Below are 19,783 nucleotides of genomic sequence, written 5' to 3'. Positions count from 1 at the left end.
ATTCGCCATTTGATCAACAATAATTGACATTTCGCAACTGGTTTCTTCGGTAATAGAGGTTATATTAATAGTCTCGCAATATTCTACACCATAAGGACATTCGGGAGTTTCAGTAGAAATACATACTTCGTATTCTCCATTTTCTGTAAATGTATATTCAAGGGTAGTATCATGATCTTCTTGAAAAATCCCGTCAACAGACCAGAAATATTTTACATCATATTCAGAAATTAATTCTGTAGATTCAAAAAGGATAACCGAAGTCGAGTTATTGGTATTCTGAATAACAGTATTAGTATGCGAGATCTCACAACGTATTTCGTCAGAAATATATTCTATAGTAATCGTATCGCAATACTCTACGCCATTGGGACATTCGGGAGTTTCAGCAAATATACATACTTCATATTCTCCATTTTCTGTAAATGTATATTCTAAAGTAGTATCATGATCTTCTTGTGCGATTCCGTCAACAGACCAGAAATATTTTACATCAGATTCAGAAGTTAATTCTGTAGATTCAAAAAGGATAACCGAAGTCGAACCATCAGTATCCTGAATAAAAGTTCTAAGATAAGAAAGTTCACAAGCCTCATTTTCATTCGATTCATCATCGTTTTCTTCACAAGAAATAAAGAGAATTAGTAGAAATAAACTTATAAATTTGATAAAAGAAGTAGTTTTCATAATTAAATATTTTTGTTTTATTGTCCTTAAGACACGTATGTTTAGAATTACCCTACCACCCCATTTATTTTTTTTAAAATTTATCTTGAAGAGTCTACAGTTTAAGTACTTTTTATTAAGGATGATTTTATTTATCCTTTGATTTTAGTAAACCTAGTATAGGAGCTTGTTTTATTTGTTTTAGAAATATATATATCTATATTTGGTAACTAGAACCTAGCTTTTCGATGCCTCATTCATTTAAAAATTCTATATGCGAAGAACGTTTGTATGAACTCCTTTTTAAAAGGCAGGCAAAGGCATTACGTAATTATCTTTGTGCAAAATTTGGGGATATGCAATTAGCAGAAGATTTATTGCAAGAAGCATTTGTAAAACTTTGGGAGAATTGTGATAATGTATCTCCTGATAAAGCTAAAAGTTATGTTTTTGCGGTAGCCACTAATTTAGGCATCAACCAAAAACGTCACGAACAAGTAAAATTTAAGAATCAATCATTAATTGCTCGAAAATATAAAAGTACAACAAATGAGTCTCCGGAGTTTTTGATGTTAGAAAATGAGTTTTTAGAGAAATTTACAAAGGCGATAGCAGAATTACCTGATCGTCAACGTGAAGTTTTTTTATTGAGTAGAGTAGAGAAAAAAACATATAAAGAAATAGCCGAACTCTCGAATGTATCGGTAAAAGCGATAGAAAAATTGATGCATAAAGCATTACTTAAATTAAAGAAATCACTCGACGATATAAAATTATAATAGAGGGGGTAGGGTAAATAGCTGTGATAACGTCTAAAAGATGATTTTGAATATAGAATATGGAAAATTTTGATGACAACTTTTTGGCAAGGTGGATTTCGGGAGATGTTTCTGAAGAGGAATTATCCTCATTTAAAAAACATCCAGACTATAAAAAATGGTTAGCTATACAACAAGCTTCAAATCAAATTTCATTTTCTGAATTTAATGCAAATACGTCTTTTGAAGAATTAAAGGCTACCATAGGGGCCAAAAATTCTAAAAAAAAGTCAACCCTTTTATACAAGTGGTTGTCAGGCGTTGCAGCTTGCGCAGCGATCATAATAGGGATTTTGTTTTTATATAATCAAGATACAACTTACAAAAACAGTATCGCCGAACAGCAAATGGTTGTATTACCTGATGGGTCAGAAATGTTGTTAAATGCTTTGTCTACTGCCAAGGTAAATATAAAAGAATGGGAGACTCGTAGAGAGTTGTTTCTGGATGGTGAAGCGTATTTTAAAGTAAAAAAAGGAAGTACATTTTCTGTGCATACATCTCTAGGAAAAGTGCAAGTGTTAGGAACACAGTTTTCTGTAAATACAGTCGATAATGTAGTATTGACTATTAAGTGCTATGAAGGTAAAGTAAGTGTGCTGAGTGAAGGAGAAAATAGAATTCTTACTTCTGGTATGGCTTTTCAGAAACAGGAAAACGAAATACAAGAATGGAATTTCGAAAAACTAAAACCAACTTGGGTAATAGATGAAGAAACCAGTCTTTATAAAGTTCCTGCTGCTCAGGTTATCACTTTGTTAAAACGTCAATATCAATTAAAAATAAAAGGACAAGAACTTGTAAATGAGCGTTTATTATTTACAGGTAGTTTTAGTAATTCGGACCTAAAACAAGCACTATATAGTGTTTTTGGCACTTTGGGGGTTGAATATGAATTAATTTCTGAGAACGAAATTCGTATTTTATCAGAGTAGAAATTCAATATGCGCTATCTTTTGTCTTTTATCTTTGTGGCTTTCTGGAGTTTTTTTTCGCAAGCCCAAAACACCTCAAAAAAAACATTGGTAGACTGGTTACCAACATTAGAAAAAGTCTATCAAATTAAATTTAATTATATAGAATCCAATACGCAGCAAATGGTTGTGATAGATCTGGATAATTCATTAGAAGAAACTATAATCAACCTAGAAAAACAAACCCATTTACGTTTTGAACTTTTAGAAAATCGGCGGGTAGTGATTCGTTCTTTTAAAGATAAAGATTTAATCAATATTTGTGGATTTGTATACAGTGAAAATCTTCCCGTTGCTAGTGTCACAGTTAGGTCAATGATTACTTCGGATAGTACAAAAACTAATATTAATGGATATTTTGAATTTGAGAAGATACCATATGAAGGTGATGTAGTATTGAAAAAAGAAGGAAAATACATTAAGTCTCTTCCGGTTTCAAGTCTCTACTTACCCGAATGTTTACAAATACAGGTTACTTTTTTTGAGGAGGAATTAGAAGAAGTAGATGTACAAGATTACCTTACCAAAGGAGTCGTTAAAAATGATCAGAAAATAACGATTACACCTAATAATTTTTCTGTTTTACCGGGCATTGTAGAGCCCGATGTAATGAAAAGTTTAGAACATATCCCAGGTGTGCAAAGCCCTTTTGAAATGGCTTCTAAGCTTTATGTTCGTGGGAGTACCCCTGATCAAAATTTGGTACTATGGAATGGTGTCAAAACCTATAGTCAAAGTCATTTTTTTGGCTTGCTTTCTGCATTTAATCCCTATTTGATTGATCAAATAGATTTTTATGATAAAGGAGTACAGGCAGAATATGGTGATCGATTAGCGGCAGTTATTGATATGAGTTCAAGTAAAAAAGTAACGAATACGACTTCTGGGGGATTTGGTACAAATCTAATTTATACCGATATGTTTTTCAAAGTTCCTTTGCTTCATGATAAACTTTCTGCAACAGTTTCTTTGCGAAGATCTTTTACTGATTTATTAAAAACACCAACATATACCACTATGGCAGAAAGGGTATTTCAAAACATTAGTATATTAGATACTGAAGAGAGAAAATCAGATACTTTTTATTTTGTAGATGGTAGTATTGGTATCAATGCTCAATTAACTGATCGTGATGCATTGCAGTTTAATGCGTTGTATGCCAAAAATAAATTGAATTTTGAAAAACAATCTTCATCCACTATCAGGAGTAATAACTTAGACACGAGTAATGAAGGGTATAGCCTACAATGGCAACATCAATATACGGATCGTTTTTCGCAAGAAACATTGTTAAATGGTTCTAATTATGCATTGACCAATTCATCAAATACAATAACTCTAGATACACAAGAAGTAATTAGCGAACAGAAAAAGAATTTTGTAAGCGATTATGGTGGGCAAACTTATTTCAAATATACACCGACAGAAAGGACTACTTTTCAATTAGGGTATCAGTTTTCTGCAAATAGTATGCGTTATGCAATCGAAAATACAACCGAAAGTCTTTCTATCATTTTGGATGCACAAAAAAATAAACTGACAACACATAGTATATTCGGAGAGTACGAAATTGATTTTTCGAAAAAAACGTTAATACAGTTGGGGGTAAGAGCAAATAAATACTCCACAAATAACACCGTTTTTGCAGAACCTAGATTATTCATAGAAACAACTTTATTTTCTAATTTCAAGTTAAATGCTACAGCTTCATTGACAAGCCAGTCGGTAACTCAAATTCAAGAATCAATTACAAGCAATTCAACCCTAGAGGATCTTTTATGGCGTATTACAGATTCTGGAGACTTTAATATACTTACCTCAAAACTTTATTCTGTAGGAACTGCATATAAAAATAAAAGTTGGTTTGTCGAAACAGATGCATATTATAAATCAATAAATAATATAACCACATTAACAGCAGGTTTTTTAAATCCATTAGACAATACATTTCAAATAGGGAAAAGCAAAATAAGAGGTCTCGAGATTTTTATAAAAAGAAAGTTTAAAAATTATTCGTCTTGGATTAGCTATGCTAACACCAATCAAAAATCCCGATTTGATGTTATAAATGATGGGGAGTATTTTATTAGTAACCTTAATATTGAGCATACGTTTAAGTGGCAACATTATTTGAAGTGGAATAATTTTCAATTCTCTTTGGGGTGGTTATGGCATTCTGGGAGAGCCACTACGAATGTGTTTTCTATTAAAGAACCAGGTAAACCAGTTGAGATATTTTATAATGGTTTAAACGAAGAGAATTTGCCCGTTTATCATAAATTAGATATTTCGGTACTATATAATTTTAAAATGAAATCACATCAAAAAACACGCTACCAAGTAGGGGTGTCGTTACTAAATGCTTATAACAATAAAAGTATACTTAACAGAGAGTTTTCGACTACACCGGGCGTCGATAATGAGTTGTTAACTAAAGATTATTATTCTTTAGGTATTACGCCAAATGTAAGCCTACGTGTTTTTTGGTAAAGTAACATTTTGTTATGGAAGTGGTTTAAACTTTTTTCAATTCGCTAAAAAAAAGTTTAAACCACTTCATGATGTTTTATCTGAAATTTCTATAAGAACGAAAAAACGACTTCTATAATCTAAACACATTACTGTTTGCAAAAAAGATTGCGTTGACAAAAAATAGCTTTCCATTTTCCCAAAAAGATCGAAATAGGGGGTTGTCAATCATATAGATAGCGCTGCCATCTCCTATTCTTGCTTCACCAAAAACTAAAGAGTTTTTTAACCCTTCAAAAGCATCAGTACCAGAAAAACCTGAAATGTTTTCTGGTTTCTCGATGTAGGCAACATTATATCCATTTTTTAGAAACGCATATGAGTCATTACTTAATTTTAGACTGAAGTACGTATCAGTATATCCAAAAGCCATAGGGTGAGAAGTATCTACTTTCGTTTTAAAAATACTACCTGTTATAAGATCTTTTACATTTTCTCTCTCACGTTTGTTGTAAGGTGTAAGATTCCCGATTGAATCTATTTTCTTTTTTTCTGGTAGGTTGTTTTTTAAGTCAAAGCCCTCTTTTTTTGCAAAAGAAGCGACGCTTTCACCAATAGCAATCATTTTACCACCTTTACTAATCCATGTTTTTAATTTATTTAAAAACCCAGAATTAAAATATTGTGTATAGTTTCCGTTAGGTATAATAAGAACATCATATTGGTTTAAATCTGTTTTTTTGAAATAATCAGTATCTATTGCAGTAATAGGGTAGTGTAACTGTTGTTCAAAAAAATGCCAAATTTCTCCAAAACTTAAGGATGAGGTGTTTTTTCCCTTAAGTACGGCGATACGCTGTTTGTTAATTAGTTTTACTTCTGGTGAGCCAAAATCAACGCCATTATTAGAAAAGCTTGATACTGCGGTATGCAGGTTTCTTTTATGTTTGTTAGCAATACGAACAACGTTTTCGTCATAATTTGGTGTTTTTCTATTGTCACTTTTGGTAATGATTAGGCTACCTTTTGCAAATTTTGTACCCGCATTGGTAAAATCTTTTTCGCTAAATCGTACTCTTATATTATTCTGTATTAGATCAGCAAGAAAGGTGGCATCTTTTAAACTTGTCCATTTTGTGATATATCCAGCCGCAGATGGAGTTGCCATGTTTTTTACCGTTGGATTATTTTTTTCAGAAGTTGAGTTAACTAAGGATGTTGATGCAATTGCTTCTAATCCATAGGCATGAGGGACACTCCAAGCAGTAATATCATAAGTTAGCGGGTCACTTAATTTTGCTTCGGGTTCAAATAATACTTTTACCATTTTACCTTTTGGTTGCATAGTAGATACCACGAGAGCCTCATTCGTTCTAATACTTCCTTCTTTATTTTTTCTAAAATTAAAACCTGATACTTTTACACCATTGCTAAATTGGTATTTGATATCATGCTTGTCTAGTAATTGAGTGAGCGTATTAATTTTGTCTGCTTCTCCTTGCAAAACATAGCTTTTGTATTTTAATTTTGAATTATCAAAGAATTTTTTGAATTCAGAGTTAAGTTTTGTTGCATTTTTTGATGAGATTTCTACCGTGGATAACCCTGTTGTAGTATGATGCATGGCACGATCTTTTAAGGTTAATACATACCCTTCATCGGTTTGAATACCTAATCCTGCGCGACCGTGACCCGCTTGCTCGTAGGTCATGCCAATTGCTCCCATAAAAGTAGGGTAGGTATCGCCATAGCTAGGATACAAGAGATCAAAGCGTTCTCTAGTAAAGTATAACCAACCTTCTTTGTCAAAGTATTTTGCGTGGTTTTTACCAATTTGCGTCTGAAAATCTTTCTGCCAGGGCGTAATAATTTCATGAAATGGTTCAGCGGCTGGGGCAAAATAATAAGGTTCATTAATACCTTGTTCATGAAAATCTACATGTATATGAGGCATCCATTTATTATAAGCAAGAAGTCGGCTAGATGATTCTATTTGTGTCGCCCATGCCCAATCTCTGTTAAGGTCAAACAAATAATGATTAGGCCTTCCTCCCGGCCAGGGTTCATTATGTTCTGTAGCATTTTGATCGATAGTGTAAGGTGATGATTTTACTTGGTTATACCAATTTGTATATCGATCTCTACCATCGGGGTTTACACAGGGGTCCATAATTACCACACTATTTTGTAACCAATCTTGTTTTTTGGTGATTAATTCATAGATAGTTTGCATAGCAGCTTCTGTGCTAGATGCTTCATTGCCATGTACATTATAACTCAACCAAACAATAGCAATGTTTGAAGAACTTGTTCCTTCAATAATACCAGCATTTTTGAGATGGTTTTGTCGAATAGTTTCAATGTTTTTTTGATTTTCTTTACTCGTAATAATTGCATAGGTCAATGGCCTGCGTTCATTTGTTTTTCCGTAAGTGTGATAGGTAACCAAATCAGAAACCTCGGCAACATGATCAAAATATTGAATGACATCTGCATGGCGGGTAAATTGACTTCCTATTTCATATTCAAGAAATTCAGAAGGAGATTTTAAAGTGTCTTGAGCAAATGATACTAAATGAATTATTGTAAAAAAAAGTAGAATTTTTTTTTTCATAAAAAAACAGACAAATTATTAATACTTATTATTAGCTATAACTATTTATTACGCTAGAGAAAGGCGTAAATTAGTATCTTATATTAAGGAAGTATATGGTATTAACTAAAATTTAGGATTTGAATGTGCAATCTAATGTATATTTAACCCTCAAAAAGATTTCCTATGCCTAGTGACTGTATTCATTACAGAGATACAAACTATTTTTCAAACTTTATTTGTGATTATTTAGATCAAAAAGAAGCACTTAGAGGTTTTTATCATCGTTTTCCTAAGTTGGCAAATTTTGAAAAGCAGATTTCCGAAAAACAAGATCAATTTTCTATAGAACATCGTCAAGTTTTGGCAAAAGTTTTAAAACATCAGTATAGTACTATAGAGGTGTCAGATAATACACAAGTAAATATTGATTTATTAAAAGAAGATGCAACCTTTACGATCACAACAGGACATCAATTAAATCTATTTACAGGCCCTTTATATTTTCTGTACAAAATTGTTTCTACTATAAACTTAACTACGATTCTAAAAGAGAAGTATCCCGAATATAATTTTGTCCCAATATATTGGATGGCAACAGAGGATCATGATTTTGATGAGATTAATTATTTCAATTTTAGAGGAAAAAAAGTTCAATGGAATCGTAAAGATGGAGGGGCAGTAGGACCATTTGACACAAAGGGTCTGGATACGGTCTTTGATGTGTTTTCTGCGGAAATTGGGTCAGGACGAAATGCAGAACACTTAAAATCACTTTTTAAAGAAGCATATTTAAAACATAACAACCTTGCGGAAGCTACCCGATATCTGGCTAATGAATTATTTAAGAAGCATGGATTAGTTATTATAGATGGCAATGATCATGATCTTAAGCAGTTGTTTGTTCCGATTATGGAAAAAGAGTTGATAGATAAGGTTGCATACCAAAACGTACTACCCAAAGCAAAAGAGCTAGAAGAAAAAGGATATCATGCACAGGTAACCCCCCGAGAGATTAATCTATTTTATCTTTCTGAAGGATCTAGAGAACGCATTGTAGAGAAAGAAGGTGTTTATTTTGTGAACGAAACAGACATACGCTGGAGTAGTAGTGAGATACTTAAAGAACTCAATGAGTTCCCAGAGCGATTTAGCCCAAATGTGATTATGCGACCACTGTATCAGGAAGTAATTTTACCAAACCTCTGCTATATTGGTGGTGGAGGAGAACTAGCATATTGGTTAGAGCTTAAAGATTATTTTGAAGCCGAAAAGATTACTTTTCCTATGTTATTGCTGCGTAATTCGGTGATGATACGAACAGAAAAACAGGCCGAAAAGGTCAAGAAATTGAATGTTTCGGTCAAAGAGCTGTTTCTAAAACAGCATGAATTGATCAATCGTAAAGTGAGACAAATTTCTAATATTGACATTAATTTTGATTCACAACGAAAACATTTGCAAGAACAGTTTGCAGGTCTGTATGATCTGGCAGAGCAAACCGATGTAACTTTTCTAAATGCTGTAAAAGCACAGGAGAAAAAGCAACTAAAAGGATTAGATGTACTAGAAAAAAGATTATTAAAAGCACAACGAATTAAATTAGGAGACCAAGTGAAACGATTGACTGTATTGCAAAATGAGTTGTTCCCTAATCAGAGTTTACAAGAACGAACTACCAATTTTTCAGAATTATATCTGGAGTATGGCGAGAATTTGATTCCGTTTTTAATAGAAACTCTAGACCCACTCAAGGGAGAGTTTTTGATAATAACCCAATAGAGGTAATAGTAAGATGATTTAACAAAACCAAGTCTCTATAAAATAGACTTGGTTTTGTTGGATTAAAAATCTATGGTTTATTATTTTTTGGATAGAATAGAGTTAATTGTTTAAGGCATCTAACTCTGTTTGACAATGATTAAATTCTGGCATTGCTATTTCAATAACCGAACCACTATCAAAAATGTCAAATCCAGATACCTCAGTTCGTTCCCCATTGATCATAATAAAATATGTGTATTCTCCGGTATTATGATCCTTAATAAAACCTACGTCGCCTATATTGTCAACGATATCACTAACACAAGAATTGATATTGTTTCGCAAGTGTTCTAATTGCTCGAGTGAGGGTAGGCGATTAACCACTTCTTGGGCAGAAATCATAATGTTACTGGTCTCTCCTATATATTTGATATTAGCCGCAGCTTCATTGAGTTGGTCAACTTGATTTTGTGTTAGAACTGTCAACTTGATGTTTACATTTCTAGTGTCGGTTCTTTTATAAACAGTACATTTTGGTATTAAAAATGCAGGTTTGTTTCCACTAGTAATAGTAATTTTTTCTGTTCTGTCTATTTTGCTTAAATCAGCAAGTTCCTTTAATGCATCTGCTATTTTGCTTCTTGTTAGTTCTGTATCATTTGTTATTGCAATAGCATTTTCTAATTTTGTTAGTGCATCCTTGTATGGGCTTACAATACCAGTTACTACAGTCTCTATATTGTCGCTACAAAGTGCCAGGCCGTAGTTACTTAATATTGCATTAGCTTCTGAACGCCCATCTTTTATACCTTGTTCTACAGATTCATCAATTTTATTTCTCGAATAGGAGATAACATTAGGTAATATTTCTCTAAGACCTCGTAAGCTCAATTCAAATTCATAATTTTCGGTGGCCTCTACTAGCTCTTCAATAGCCTGTTCGGTCACAGCAAATGTAGAATCTACTTTTCGCCCAACGATATCAGAGACACCGCTAAGAAATCCTTCTGGAGGAGTTGCAATATATTCTGTTCTATGTTCTTGAAACGTAGCTTTGGCTTGCCATTCTTCATCATTTTTGATAACCTTACCTTGCATAGTAAATGCTTTATTGGTGACTCTAAGTTCTCCTTCGACTTTTTGATTATCTCCTGGGATTTCAATTCCAAAAGAGCCTTTCATACCAAAATCAAAACTTTCATTAACATCAACATATCCATCTATACTAAGCATCCCATCAGGTTTAAGAGGGATTAGCTCTGGCCACCAGGAGAGATCTGGGTCAACAATCCCCGTAAAAAAGGCTTTCGCAATGATCTTGTCACCACTAGATGCTTCTGTTACTATAGCACAGCTTCCACGTCCGATCTCGAAACCGAATAGAGGGACATCTAACTCAAGTATTCCATTATATCCGGCATAGTATCCTAAAGTCAGGTCAGACCCTAATGGATTTTCCCAGTCAATAGCAATTCCTGTAGGATTATTTTCATAGAGCATGGCGGTTCCCTTTAAAGTTTCGCCTAATGCTGTTTTTGCCTTTCCTTTCCCTTTCAAGAATTTTTTAAACTTCATGGATCCTCCGCGAACTTTTTTTGCGTCAAAAGTGATGTTATTGGCACCAGGAGTTATAGGAGTAAAAGGGATTTGACCTTTTATAGATTGACCAAAAGCTAATGAGCCCAATAGATCTTGGCCAACGGACCAAAAAAACATAGGATCTTCATAATCGGCAATAAATGTGATATGCCCACCTAAAGGAGGTTTAATTGAATGAGGTTCTTCATTAATTACTAAGTTTAGCTCAATATCTACTTCGAGATTGAAAACAAAATAAGAGATATCTTCTTTTAGAAGAATCTCTATATCAACATTTTCATTGATATAAGCCCCGGTATAAAAACCAACGGTAGTTTTTACTGGATCCTCCATAGAAATTGTTGGTGGTGGTGGCAATAAGGCCGTTCCTTCAATACTTTGCACAGCACCTTCATCATCTAATACGACCTCTAAGTTTGCTTCTTCGAATATAATATCATCCGTACCTGTGGTAACAGTAAGACTACCATCTACAATAAATCCATTATCTGTTTCTGTAATAACGCCTTCTGGCTTTAGGTCTCCCTCAATTATGCTTGGCTGTGGTTGTTGATCGATTGTTTCTTCGTCAGTATCACTTATAGTCGAATCCTCATTTTGATCATCTTTACTACACCCAAAAGCGATTAGTATTAGTAATAACAATATCCATCTACTTCTTAATTTGTTTTGTGTTTTCATAATTAAAATGTTTGTGATTAATTCAATTATATTGCTATCAAGACTCTAACAAATAGTCTGCAGTACCATAAACAGAACACTTTATAACAATACTATCGTCAGCATAACACCTATTGATCTTCGAATTTGTATTTGCTTGGGGGGGTGACCATACAAACCTACCTTCTTGATTCTGAGATTCAAAAAAATAATAGTGGACAACAGGTGGACAGCTTATAAAATGCAAAGGAATACTTGGTGGACACCCAGCATGGTGTTAGCGCATTTTAGTCTGTAGACAATAGGTTTTCTCTTAGATAAGAATGGTTTTCTTGCAATTCCTGTTATTATAAGCGTATAGCCAAATCTTGTAAGGACTCTTCGGTGGTAATGTTTAGTTTTTTACGAAGACGATATCGTGCTTTTTTGATGCCTTCGGGAGAAATATTAAGGATATTGGCAATCTCTTTTGAAGATAAATTCATTTTCAGCAGTGCCAATAATCTAAGTTCGTTAGGAGTCACATTAGGATACTTATTCTTTACGTTACTATTAAAGTTGGTGTGAACTTGTTCAAAGTATCGAGAAAACTTTTCCCAATTATTATCATCTTGTAGATCAAAATTAATGGTCTGTATAAGTTGATGATAGTCATTAGAATTATTCTCAGAAATTTTGAGATTTTTGGCTTTTTGTTTTACTTCCTCAAGTACTTCATTTTTTTTGGCTAAATGAAGTGCGTGGGTTGTTAATTCTCTTTTTTTGAACGCTAATTCATTAGCTACTTTTTCTTTTTCAAGTCGGTTATGTTTTATTTTTTGGCGAAAAGCATAAAAACTTAAGCTAAAGATTAGTAGTAACACCACAAGTCCTACAACTAAAAGGATGCGTTGTAGGTTATTAATTTTGACTTTTTGCTCTAATAGATTAATCTCATTTTTTTGAAGTACGATTTGTTGTTCTTTTTTCTCTGTTTCATATATAATTTGTAATTCTTTTGTGGCTTTACGATTTTCTAAAGTGAATAGTGTATCACTAAATACTTTAGTTTTTTTAAAATTTTCTAAAGACTCTTTATAATAGTTTAAGTTTTCTAAAGCAATAGATTTATGAAGATACGCTTTGCTAAGGATTCTGGGATCGTTAATCGAATCCCCTAATTGAATACTTTTGTTCAAAAATTGAATAGACTTTTGATATTTTTTGTCAGCCAAAGCCGCTCTACCCATAAAAAAAAGGGCATCAGCTTCACTATTGGGAGATGAGATTGATTCCCATAGTGTATATCCTTTTGTCAAAAAATCCAGAGATTTGGTATACTTATGTTTTGAATATTCTAGATTACCTAAGTTTACATATGCTCTTGCGATATTAGCTTTGTATCCTTGATCTATTGAAGTTTCTAATGCGAGGTTAAAGTTTTTTTCTGCAGCGTCATACTTATTTAGCGCCAAATTAGAAAATCCAATGGCGTTTTGTACAAAAGCGATTTTTTGTGTGTTTTCTTCTTTGTTAAATATGCTATAACTTTCTGTAAAAGTTTCTATAGCTTTTTGATGTTCTTCTAGTGCCTGATAGTTCGACCCAATTTGAGAAAGGTCTTCTGCAATTCTAAAATCATCTTTGACTGCTCTATGTATTTTTAGTGCCTTTAGCATATTTTCTAAGGCAATTGTGTAATATCCCTTTGATTCAAAAATACTGCCTATCATATGGTAAGTATTACCCAAGCGTAATGAATCATTTAGATTTTTGAAAACTTGAATATTTGTTTCCATTATTTCTAGAGCACTATCAGTTTTTCCTTGATAGTGATCCAGAATTCCGATATTATGCCTTATGTTAGCAGCTCTTAAGGTGTCTTGCTGTTTTAGGAAAAAGACTACAGATTTACTTAAATAATGTCTTGATGAATCTATTTTTCCTTGTCTGTAATAGTAATTAGCCTTTTGTCCATATACTTTTCCCATTTGCTTGGTATAGTTTGTCTTTTCATAAAGTTTTTCGGCTTTATTAATAACCTCAATGGTAAGTTTAGGGTCATTATACATACTAAATTCAGCAATCCATAAATAATTAATGGCTTTTGTAGTGTCTACATCAGTTTCATTAATGATGTTGATAAGACTATCAATTTTTTTAGAGTTCTGGGCATATGAACAGGTAATAATAAGCCATGATACAAAAAGAATTTTTATGATAGGCATCGTGTGAAATGTTAATCGTTCGTCTAAAAATACTCATTTTAAACAATCTAAGGAACTAAAAAATGACCAGACCATTCATCATTTTCCTTGTTGAATATAACTCGAATGTGATTGTTTTTTTTAAGTTGTAAATATTCGATTCGTTGAGGAACCAACTTTATGGCGGTAAAAAAATGCTGACCTTCTATATAATTAACATTTTCTGGATCGGTAATTTTTGTTCCCGGTGGTAGGTGAGATGTGTAATCTTTTCTAGATTTTTCTGGAATCTGTTGCCAAATAGCGTTTAGTACTTTTTCATCATAGATTACAAGTGCCGAAGCCTGCATAGATATTTGTATATTTTTCTCAAGATCCATAAATAGAAGTCCAATAGAATCTTGTTGTTCTATGTGTTTTACTTTTTTTGATCTCTTATCAGTATAGAAAAATAAGTTTAATTGATCATCTATACTACGAAGTACTACAGTTCTCATCCTCGGAGAACCATCATTAGATATGGTTGCCAAAGTAAAATATCTAAAAGGATGTCCTGGATTTTTGACAGCATTATTGAGGCTATTTCGTATTGACGAAAAAATAATATTTGTCATTTAGTTCGGGTTTTGTGTAAAGTTAAGGTATTTGATTACGTTAGTCAAAAGCAGCTTCCTCCATTTATGCTATTTAAACGTTTCCTTGTTCCTGATTATATATCTTAATCCGCAGTAGTATAGTAATATGTTTTTTAGTTTTTTTCTTTGTTTCCTGTAAAAAAAATATTCCTGTTTTTTTCTTGTCAGAATTTTGTATTTGTATAAATCTTATATGTTGTAAAATGATTTATGAAGTTTGATAAAAAATGATTTTTTCTCACTCTATACATTCGTCTTTTTTGGGTAGAACTCTGTTTAGCGATAATTTTTTAGTTTTTGTGGTTTCTTCATATAAAATATTGATTTACCCGTTCAGAGCATTTTATTTCTTAGCAAAAAACATAAAAAGTTGCTATTTTTTTAAAATTCACAATCTAATTGAAAATTATTCTATTTAGGATTTTCGGGGTTGTAATTTAATTTTATTTTTGCCTATGCAAAACAACGTACTTATTTTAGATTTTGGATCGCAGTATACTCAGCTTATAGCACGTAGAGTGAGAGAGTTGAATATTTATTGTGAGATACATCCATACAATAACTTACCAGATAATGTTTCAGATTTTAAGGCAGTAATACTTTCGGGTTCACCATTTTCGGTTCGAGGTGATGATGCTCCTCATCCCGATTTGTCAGAAATTCGTGGTAAAAAACCACTTTTAGCAGTATGCTATGGAGCACAATATCTTGCTCATTTTAGTGGGGGAGAAGTAGCTCCATCAAATACCCGCGAGTATGGGAGAGCAAATTTATCTTTTGTAAAAGAAAAAGAGCAATTTTTTGAAAATATTACTAAAGGTTCTCAGGTTTGGATGAGCCATAGTGATACAATAAAAAAGCTTCCTACAAGTGCAATTCGACTTGCTAGTACATCAGATGTAGAAAATGCGGCATATAGAATCGAAGGAGAAGAAACATATGCCATTCAATTTCATCCAGAGGTGTATCATTCGACCGATGGTAAGCAGTTATTAGAAAACTTTTTACTCAAAATAGCTTGTGTGCAGCCTGATTGGACTCCGAATTCTTTTGTGGATACCACGGTGCTAGAACTTAAGAATAAGGTTGGAGATGATAAGGTCGTACTCGGACTAAGCGGGGGAGTTGACTCTACAGTTGCAGCAGTATTATTGCATAAAGCCATAAATAAGAATCTTTATTGCATTTTTGTTAATAATGGGTTATTGCGAAAAAATGAATTTTCAGCTGTTCTAAAACAGTATGAAGGTATGGGGCTTAATGTAAAAGGAGTGGATGCTTCGGCACGTTTTTTGGATGCTCTAAAGGGAGAAAGCGATCCAGAGAAGAAACGAAAAATAATTGGTAGAGTTTTTATCGAAGTATTTGATGATGAGTCGCAGAAGATAGAAAATGCAAAATGGTTAGGACAAGGTACAATTTATCCTGATGTGATTGAGTCAGTATCTGTTAATGGTGGACCATCAGCAACAATTAAGTCACATCATAATGTTGGCGGATTGCCAGATTTTATGAAACTAGAGGTTGTAGAACCATTACGTATGTTATTTAAGGATGAAGTAAGAAGGGTAGGAGCCTCGATGGGGCTTGATCCAGAACTATTAGGAAGACATCCGTTTCCCGGGCCCGGACTAGCAATACGTATATTGGGAGATATTACTGCAGAGAAGGTCGCTATTTTACAAGAAGTAGATGCTATTTTTATTAATGGATTAAAAGCAGAAGGGTTGTATGATAAAGTTTGGCAAGCCGGAGCAATTTTATTACCCGTTCAGAGTGTAGGAGTTATGGGAGATGAACGTACGTATGAGAATTGTGTTGCCTTAAGAGCAGTAGAAAGTACCGATGGCATGACGGCGGATTGGGTAAACTTACCTTATGAGTTTTTACAAAGAACGTCTAATGCAATAATAAATAGAGTAAAAGGCGTTAATAGAGTTGTATATGATATTAGTTCTAAGCCTCCTGCAACCATAGAATGGGAATAACAATAATAGGAACGTACTCATAAAATAATTATAATATATTGCCGTAAATGATTAAGATTATATATTGCAAATAATCATCATTTACGGTTTTGTATGATTTTTGAAAAAACTATAAAAATAGCACATGAAAAAGTTCATAGTAATCTTTTTATTATTGTCAATTGCCTTTACATCGCAAGCGCAACAGTATAAAAGTCATAAGGTTGTAAAAGGGGAAAATGTTTATCGAATAGCTAAACGTTATAATATAACACCAGAGGTATTGTATAAAATAAACCCAACAGCCAAAGACGGTATTGCAGAAGGTGAAATACTTGCAATACCAATCACAAGTGATGAAGAATATAATACGCATGTTGTAGAGGAAGGGGATACTGTATATAGTTTGTCTAAAAAATATAATGTTTCTACAGAAACTATTTATTTGCTCAACCCTGAGGCAAATAAAGGTATTAATGTGGGGCAGGTCCTTAACGTAGGCAAGATCAATAAAGAAACACCATCTGTTATTGATGATGATGCCTTAGTAGAGGGCAAAGAAAGTGTTATCGATAGTTTGAAAGCAGTTTCAGAAGACAAAAAAATTATTCGTTTTATAAACCATAAAGTAAAACGAAAAGAAACACTATTTGGCATTGCTAAATACTATAGTATTACGGTCGAGGATATTAAAAAAAATAACAAAAGATTATACTCAGAACAGATAAAGAAAAAAGGTCTAATACGAATTCCGGTGTATGCGAAGTCGAATACGAGCGATACCCCTAATACAGCGGTTTCTAGTGTGTCAACAACGACCAAGTACATAATTAAACCCAAAGACACCAAATATAGTATAGCCCGAAGACATGGTATTACTGTGAGCGAATTTGATGTTCTTAATCCAGGATTGGATCCCAATTTTCCTATTGGTACAGAAATAGTGGTTCCTTCATTAGTATTTATACCCTTCGAAGATTATGTGCAACCTGGTTTTGAGTTATATGAAGTAAAGCCCAAAGAGACTATTTATAGTATTTTAGGAAGAACAAAGATTTCATCCGACTCCTTATTTAATATGAACCCATATTTACGAGATGGTTTAAAAGCAGGGATGGTGATAACACTTCCTAAACAAGATAGCTTGTCCATGGATAGAGTGCAGGGGAAATATGTGAATTTGCAAAAAATGCTATATAACTTTAGTCCTAAAAAAGTAGCAGTAATGTTACCATTTTGTCTTGATACATTAAACTTAGATGTAAGAGAAGAAACCGAAGAATATCTTAAAAACAAACAAAGTTTAAGAATTGCTCTAGATCTATATAGTGGAATTTTAATAGCAATTGACTCGGCGAGAGTTAATGGTATAACAACAGAATTATCAGTCTACGATACCAAAAACAGTAATAATAAACAGTATCTTAAGAAATTAATAGAACAAAATGATTTTGATGAGACGGATGTTGTGATAGGGCCATTGTATCAAACCAATGCCGAAATAGTAGCTTCAGAATTAAAAAAGTATGATGTTCCGATATTTTCTCCTGCTTCTAGAAAAGAATCTAAATTAAATAGTAATTTTTTCCAAACAAGGCCGACCAACCTCGTGTTACAGGATAAGCTTATTGCATTTGCAGCAAAAGATTCAATTGATAAGAACATAGTAATAATAGTGCAACAAGGAAAAAAACATGAAGAAATAAAGAATAAATTAATAGCTAAATTCCCAAATGCCAAAATAGCCAAAATAGAAGAAGGTAACTATTTGTATGAAGTTCGTTTGGCAAAGGTTTTAGATAAAAATAAGCCTAATTGGGTTTTTCTAGAATCAAACGATGTTGCGATGATAAGTAATGTTATTCCTTTGCTTAATGCAAAATCCGAGAGCCATAAAATAACCTTGTTTACAACCGATAAAAACAATGCTTTTGATAATGATAACATTAAAAATGAACATTTATCCAAATTACATCTTCATTATCCCTCGGTAGTAAAAGAGTTTGACGATAGAGGGATGGAAAAAGACTCTGAGAAAGAGATAACTCCCTTTGAGAAAAGATATAGTAAGGAATATGGCGTAGCCCCCGGTAACTGGGCTGTAAGAGGTTTTGATATAGCATATGATATTCTAATGCGATTAGGTACTGCGGATGATTTATATCATTCAGTTTCGCTCAAAGGAAAGACAGAATATATCGAAAATAAATTTGATTATTCTAAAAAACTTTTGGGAGGGTATTATAACAACGAAGCGTACCTAATTAGGTTTGACGACGATTTAAAATTAACTATAATCGAATAGTGGCTTTGTGTTAGTAGGAAATTTCTTTCAAAAAAGAGGAAAAAAGTAGTTTTTACTAGTATTATTCCGAAAAAATTATAAAACTGTCAAATAAAATTAGATATTGGTTTAAATAAAATAGGTTTTTTCTATATCTTTGATCTAGTTCCACTTAGGTTTTTTATTTGTTAACTTATTTTTAATGTGAGATTTTTTCTTGGCATTATAATTGTTAAGGAAATATTAACAAAGAGAACATGTAATTTGAGAATATTTGGAAATAATTTAAAAATACATGTATATTTAGAGAAAAATAATGCTATTTTGATCGTTTCAGCAATATCTGCCCCGTATTGTATCCTCTGAAATTTTCATAATAGATAAAATATAACTTTTGGTTGGGCATAATTGTTTGCAATTATGATTAAATACTTTACTATTGTTTTAATTTTATTTTTTACCAGTTCCAATAATGGTTATGTAGGGAAGTTTTCATATACAGAAAGAAGTAATTTAGCATGGTCAGATTTTAGAGGGAGACCTGACGTTAGAAGTACTTTTGATGCTAGCGTGAATACAGGAATAACCTATCAATGGTCTTATGGTAAAGATAAGGGTGATATAGAGCTAAATTATCAGGTAGATAGCTTTTGTTACCCTTCATTATCTTGGGTAAAAAGAGGGCAAATGTCTGATGGTCTTTTAGCTCATGAGCAATTGCATTTTGATATATCAGAATTGCATGCTAGGATCATGCGTAAAAGATTACAAGAATATAAAGCAGGAAAGAATATTAGAAGGGATCTCAATAAAATGTATAAGCTCGTAGAAAGAATGAGAATTAATATGCAAGAGCGTTACGATGAAGAAACCGAACATTCAAAGAATAAGGAAGCTCAAAAAAAGTGGTTCAAAAAAGTTAACACCCTGATGTGGTATTATAGAGACTTCGCTAAATAATACCCAAACTTAACTCATATTACTCAGTGCGATAAACTAGCCAGTCGATTTATCAAGCCAATATTTTATTTTTCGTGGATATTCAACTTCAGCATACATTTTTAATTAAACTAGCTTCTGCCAAAATGCCTTTTGGTAAATATAAAGATAGATATCTCATTGATCTTCCTGAGTATTATGGGATCAAGGCCAATTGTTGTGTTTACGC

General features: G+C 32.8%; 13 protein-coding genes. 8 read left to right on the top strand and 5 right to left on the bottom strand.

All coding sequences use genetic code 11. The annotated features are described in order from the left end of the window. Positions 1–687: hypothetical protein (locus tag DZ60_RS23060; protein ID WP_034229641.1), on the bottom strand; the 687-nt coding region annotated here is incomplete at its 3' end. A gap of 227 nt (positions 688–914) precedes the next feature. Between DZ60_RS23060 and DZ60_RS0113095 the strand changes: the two genes are divergently transcribed. From DZ60_RS0113095 to DZ60_RS0113085, 3 genes are read left to right on the top strand one after another with little or no spacing between them, the layout of a single operon-like run. Beyond that, positions 915–1,445 carry an RNA polymerase sigma factor gene (locus tag DZ60_RS0113095; protein WP_025742521.1) on the top strand — a complete coding sequence of 177 codons (531 nt, stop codon included), beginning with the start codon at positions 915–917 and terminating at the stop codon, positions 1,443–1,445. A gap of 59 nt (positions 1,446–1,504) precedes the next feature. After that, positions 1,505–2,419, top strand: coding sequence for a FecR family protein (locus DZ60_RS0113090; protein WP_025742520.1), 915 nt, complete (start codon positions 1,505–1,507; stop codon positions 2,417–2,419). Between the two features lie 21 nt (positions 2,420–2,440). After that, entirely contained in the window at positions 2,441–4,948 is a 2,508-nt protein-coding gene (locus DZ60_RS0113085) for a TonB-dependent receptor plug domain-containing protein (RefSeq protein WP_161634402.1), read from the top strand. Positions 4,949–5,060: 112 nt separating this feature from the next. Here the strand turns inward: DZ60_RS0113085 and DZ60_RS0113080 are convergent, their stop codons facing one another. Beyond that, positions 5,061–7,541, bottom strand: a complete 2,481-nt coding sequence (locus tag DZ60_RS0113080; RefSeq protein WP_025742518.1) for a M14 metallopeptidase family protein — start codon at positions 7,539–7,541, stop codon at positions 5,061–5,063. Positions 7,542–7,706: 165 nt separating this feature from the next. On the opposite strand from DZ60_RS0113080, the gene bshC reads away from it, so the two are divergent. Beyond that, on the top strand, positions 7,707–9,302 hold the full coding sequence (gene bshC, locus DZ60_RS0113075; RefSeq protein WP_025742517.1) for a bacillithiol biosynthesis cysteine-adding enzyme BshC: 1,596 nt from the start codon (positions 7,707–7,709) through the stop codon (positions 9,300–9,302). A gap of 102 nt (positions 9,303–9,404) precedes the next feature. Here bshC and DZ60_RS0113070 read toward each other — a convergent pair whose 3' ends face one another. From DZ60_RS0113070 to DZ60_RS0113060, 3 genes are all read right to left on the bottom strand, one after another. Then, complete coding sequence (locus DZ60_RS0113070; RefSeq protein ID WP_025742516.1) at positions 9,405–11,564, bottom strand: hypothetical protein; 2,160 nt, start codon at positions 11,562–11,564, stop codon at positions 9,405–9,407. A 326-nt stretch (positions 11,565–11,890) separates the two neighbouring features. Next, a complete protein-coding gene (locus DZ60_RS0113065; RefSeq protein WP_025742515.1) occupies positions 11,891–13,750 on the bottom strand; it encodes a tetratricopeptide repeat protein in 1,860 nt (619 codons plus the stop codon). Positions 13,751–13,797: 47 nt separating this feature from the next. Continuing rightward, positions 13,798–14,343 carry a pyridoxamine 5'-phosphate oxidase family protein gene (locus DZ60_RS0113060; protein WP_025742514.1) on the bottom strand — a complete coding sequence of 182 codons (546 nt, stop codon included), beginning with the start codon at positions 14,341–14,343 and terminating at the stop codon, positions 13,798–13,800. Between the two features lie 476 nt (positions 14,344–14,819). Between DZ60_RS0113060 and guaA the strand changes: the two genes are divergently transcribed. From guaA to DZ60_RS25675, 4 genes are all read left to right on the top strand, one after another. Next, a complete protein-coding gene (gene guaA / locus DZ60_RS0113055; protein ID WP_025742513.1) occupies positions 14,820–16,352 on the top strand; it encodes a glutamine-hydrolyzing GMP synthase in 1,533 nt (510 codons plus the stop codon). A 124-nt stretch (positions 16,353–16,476) separates the two neighbouring features. Next, positions 16,477–18,636 carry a LysM peptidoglycan-binding domain-containing protein gene (locus tag DZ60_RS0113050; RefSeq protein ID WP_025742512.1) on the top strand — a complete coding sequence of 720 codons (2,160 nt, stop codon included), beginning with the start codon at positions 16,477–16,479 and terminating at the stop codon, positions 18,634–18,636. Between the two features lie 399 nt (positions 18,637–19,035). Next, positions 19,036–19,575 carry a DUF922 domain-containing protein gene (locus DZ60_RS0113045; protein ID WP_025742511.1) on the top strand — a complete coding sequence of 180 codons (540 nt, stop codon included), beginning with the start codon at positions 19,036–19,038 and terminating at the stop codon, positions 19,573–19,575. 80 nt (positions 19,576–19,655) lie between these two features. Beyond that, a partial coding sequence (locus tag DZ60_RS25675; RefSeq protein ID WP_161634403.1) for a putative quorum-sensing-regulated virulence factor occupies positions 19,656–19,783 on the top strand: 128 nt, incomplete at its 3' end.

Origin of the sequence: Aquimarina pacifica, assembly GCF_000520955.1 — a bacterium.
GTDB lineage: Bacteria > Bacteroidota > Bacteroidia > Flavobacteriales > Flavobacteriaceae > Aquimarina > Aquimarina pacifica.
The sequence above is the reverse complement of the archived record's forward strand: the minus strand, read 5'-3'. Positions and strand labels throughout refer to the sequence as shown.

What these genes read in the sequence shown, in the direction of transcription:
- DZ60_RS0113095 (WP_025742521.1), top strand. Translation starts at nt 915, where the DNA reads ATGCCTCATTCATTTAAAAATTCTATATGCGAAGAACGTTTGTATGAA.
- DZ60_RS0113090 (WP_025742520.1), top strand. Translation starts at nt 1,505, where the DNA reads ATGGAAAATTTTGATGACAACTTTTTGGCAAGGTGGATTTCGGGAGAT.
- DZ60_RS0113080 (WP_025742518.1), bottom strand. Translation starts at nt 7,541, where the DNA reads ATGAAAAAAAAAATTCTACTTTTTTTTACAATAATTCATTTAGTATCA.
- bshC (WP_025742517.1), top strand. Translation starts at nt 7,707, where the DNA reads ATGCCTAGTGACTGTATTCATTACAGAGATACAAACTATTTTTCAAAC.
- DZ60_RS0113070 (WP_025742516.1), bottom strand. Translation starts at nt 11,564, where the DNA reads ATGAAAACACAAAACAAATTAAGAAGTAGATGGATATTGTTATTACTA.
- DZ60_RS0113065 (WP_025742515.1), bottom strand. Translation starts at nt 13,750, where the DNA reads ATGCCTATCATAAAAATTCTTTTTGTATCATGGCTTATTATTACCTGT.
- DZ60_RS0113060 (WP_025742514.1), bottom strand. Translation starts at nt 14,343, where the DNA reads ATGACAAATATTATTTTTTCGTCAATACGAAATAGCCTCAATAATGCT.
- guaA (WP_025742513.1), top strand. Translation starts at nt 14,820, where the DNA reads ATGCAAAACAACGTACTTATTTTAGATTTTGGATCGCAGTATACTCAG.
- DZ60_RS0113050 (WP_025742512.1), top strand. Translation starts at nt 16,477, where the DNA reads ATGAAAAAGTTCATAGTAATCTTTTTATTATTGTCAATTGCCTTTACA.
- DZ60_RS0113045 (WP_025742511.1), top strand. Translation starts at nt 19,036, where the DNA reads ATGATTAAATACTTTACTATTGTTTTAATTTTATTTTTTACCAGTTCC.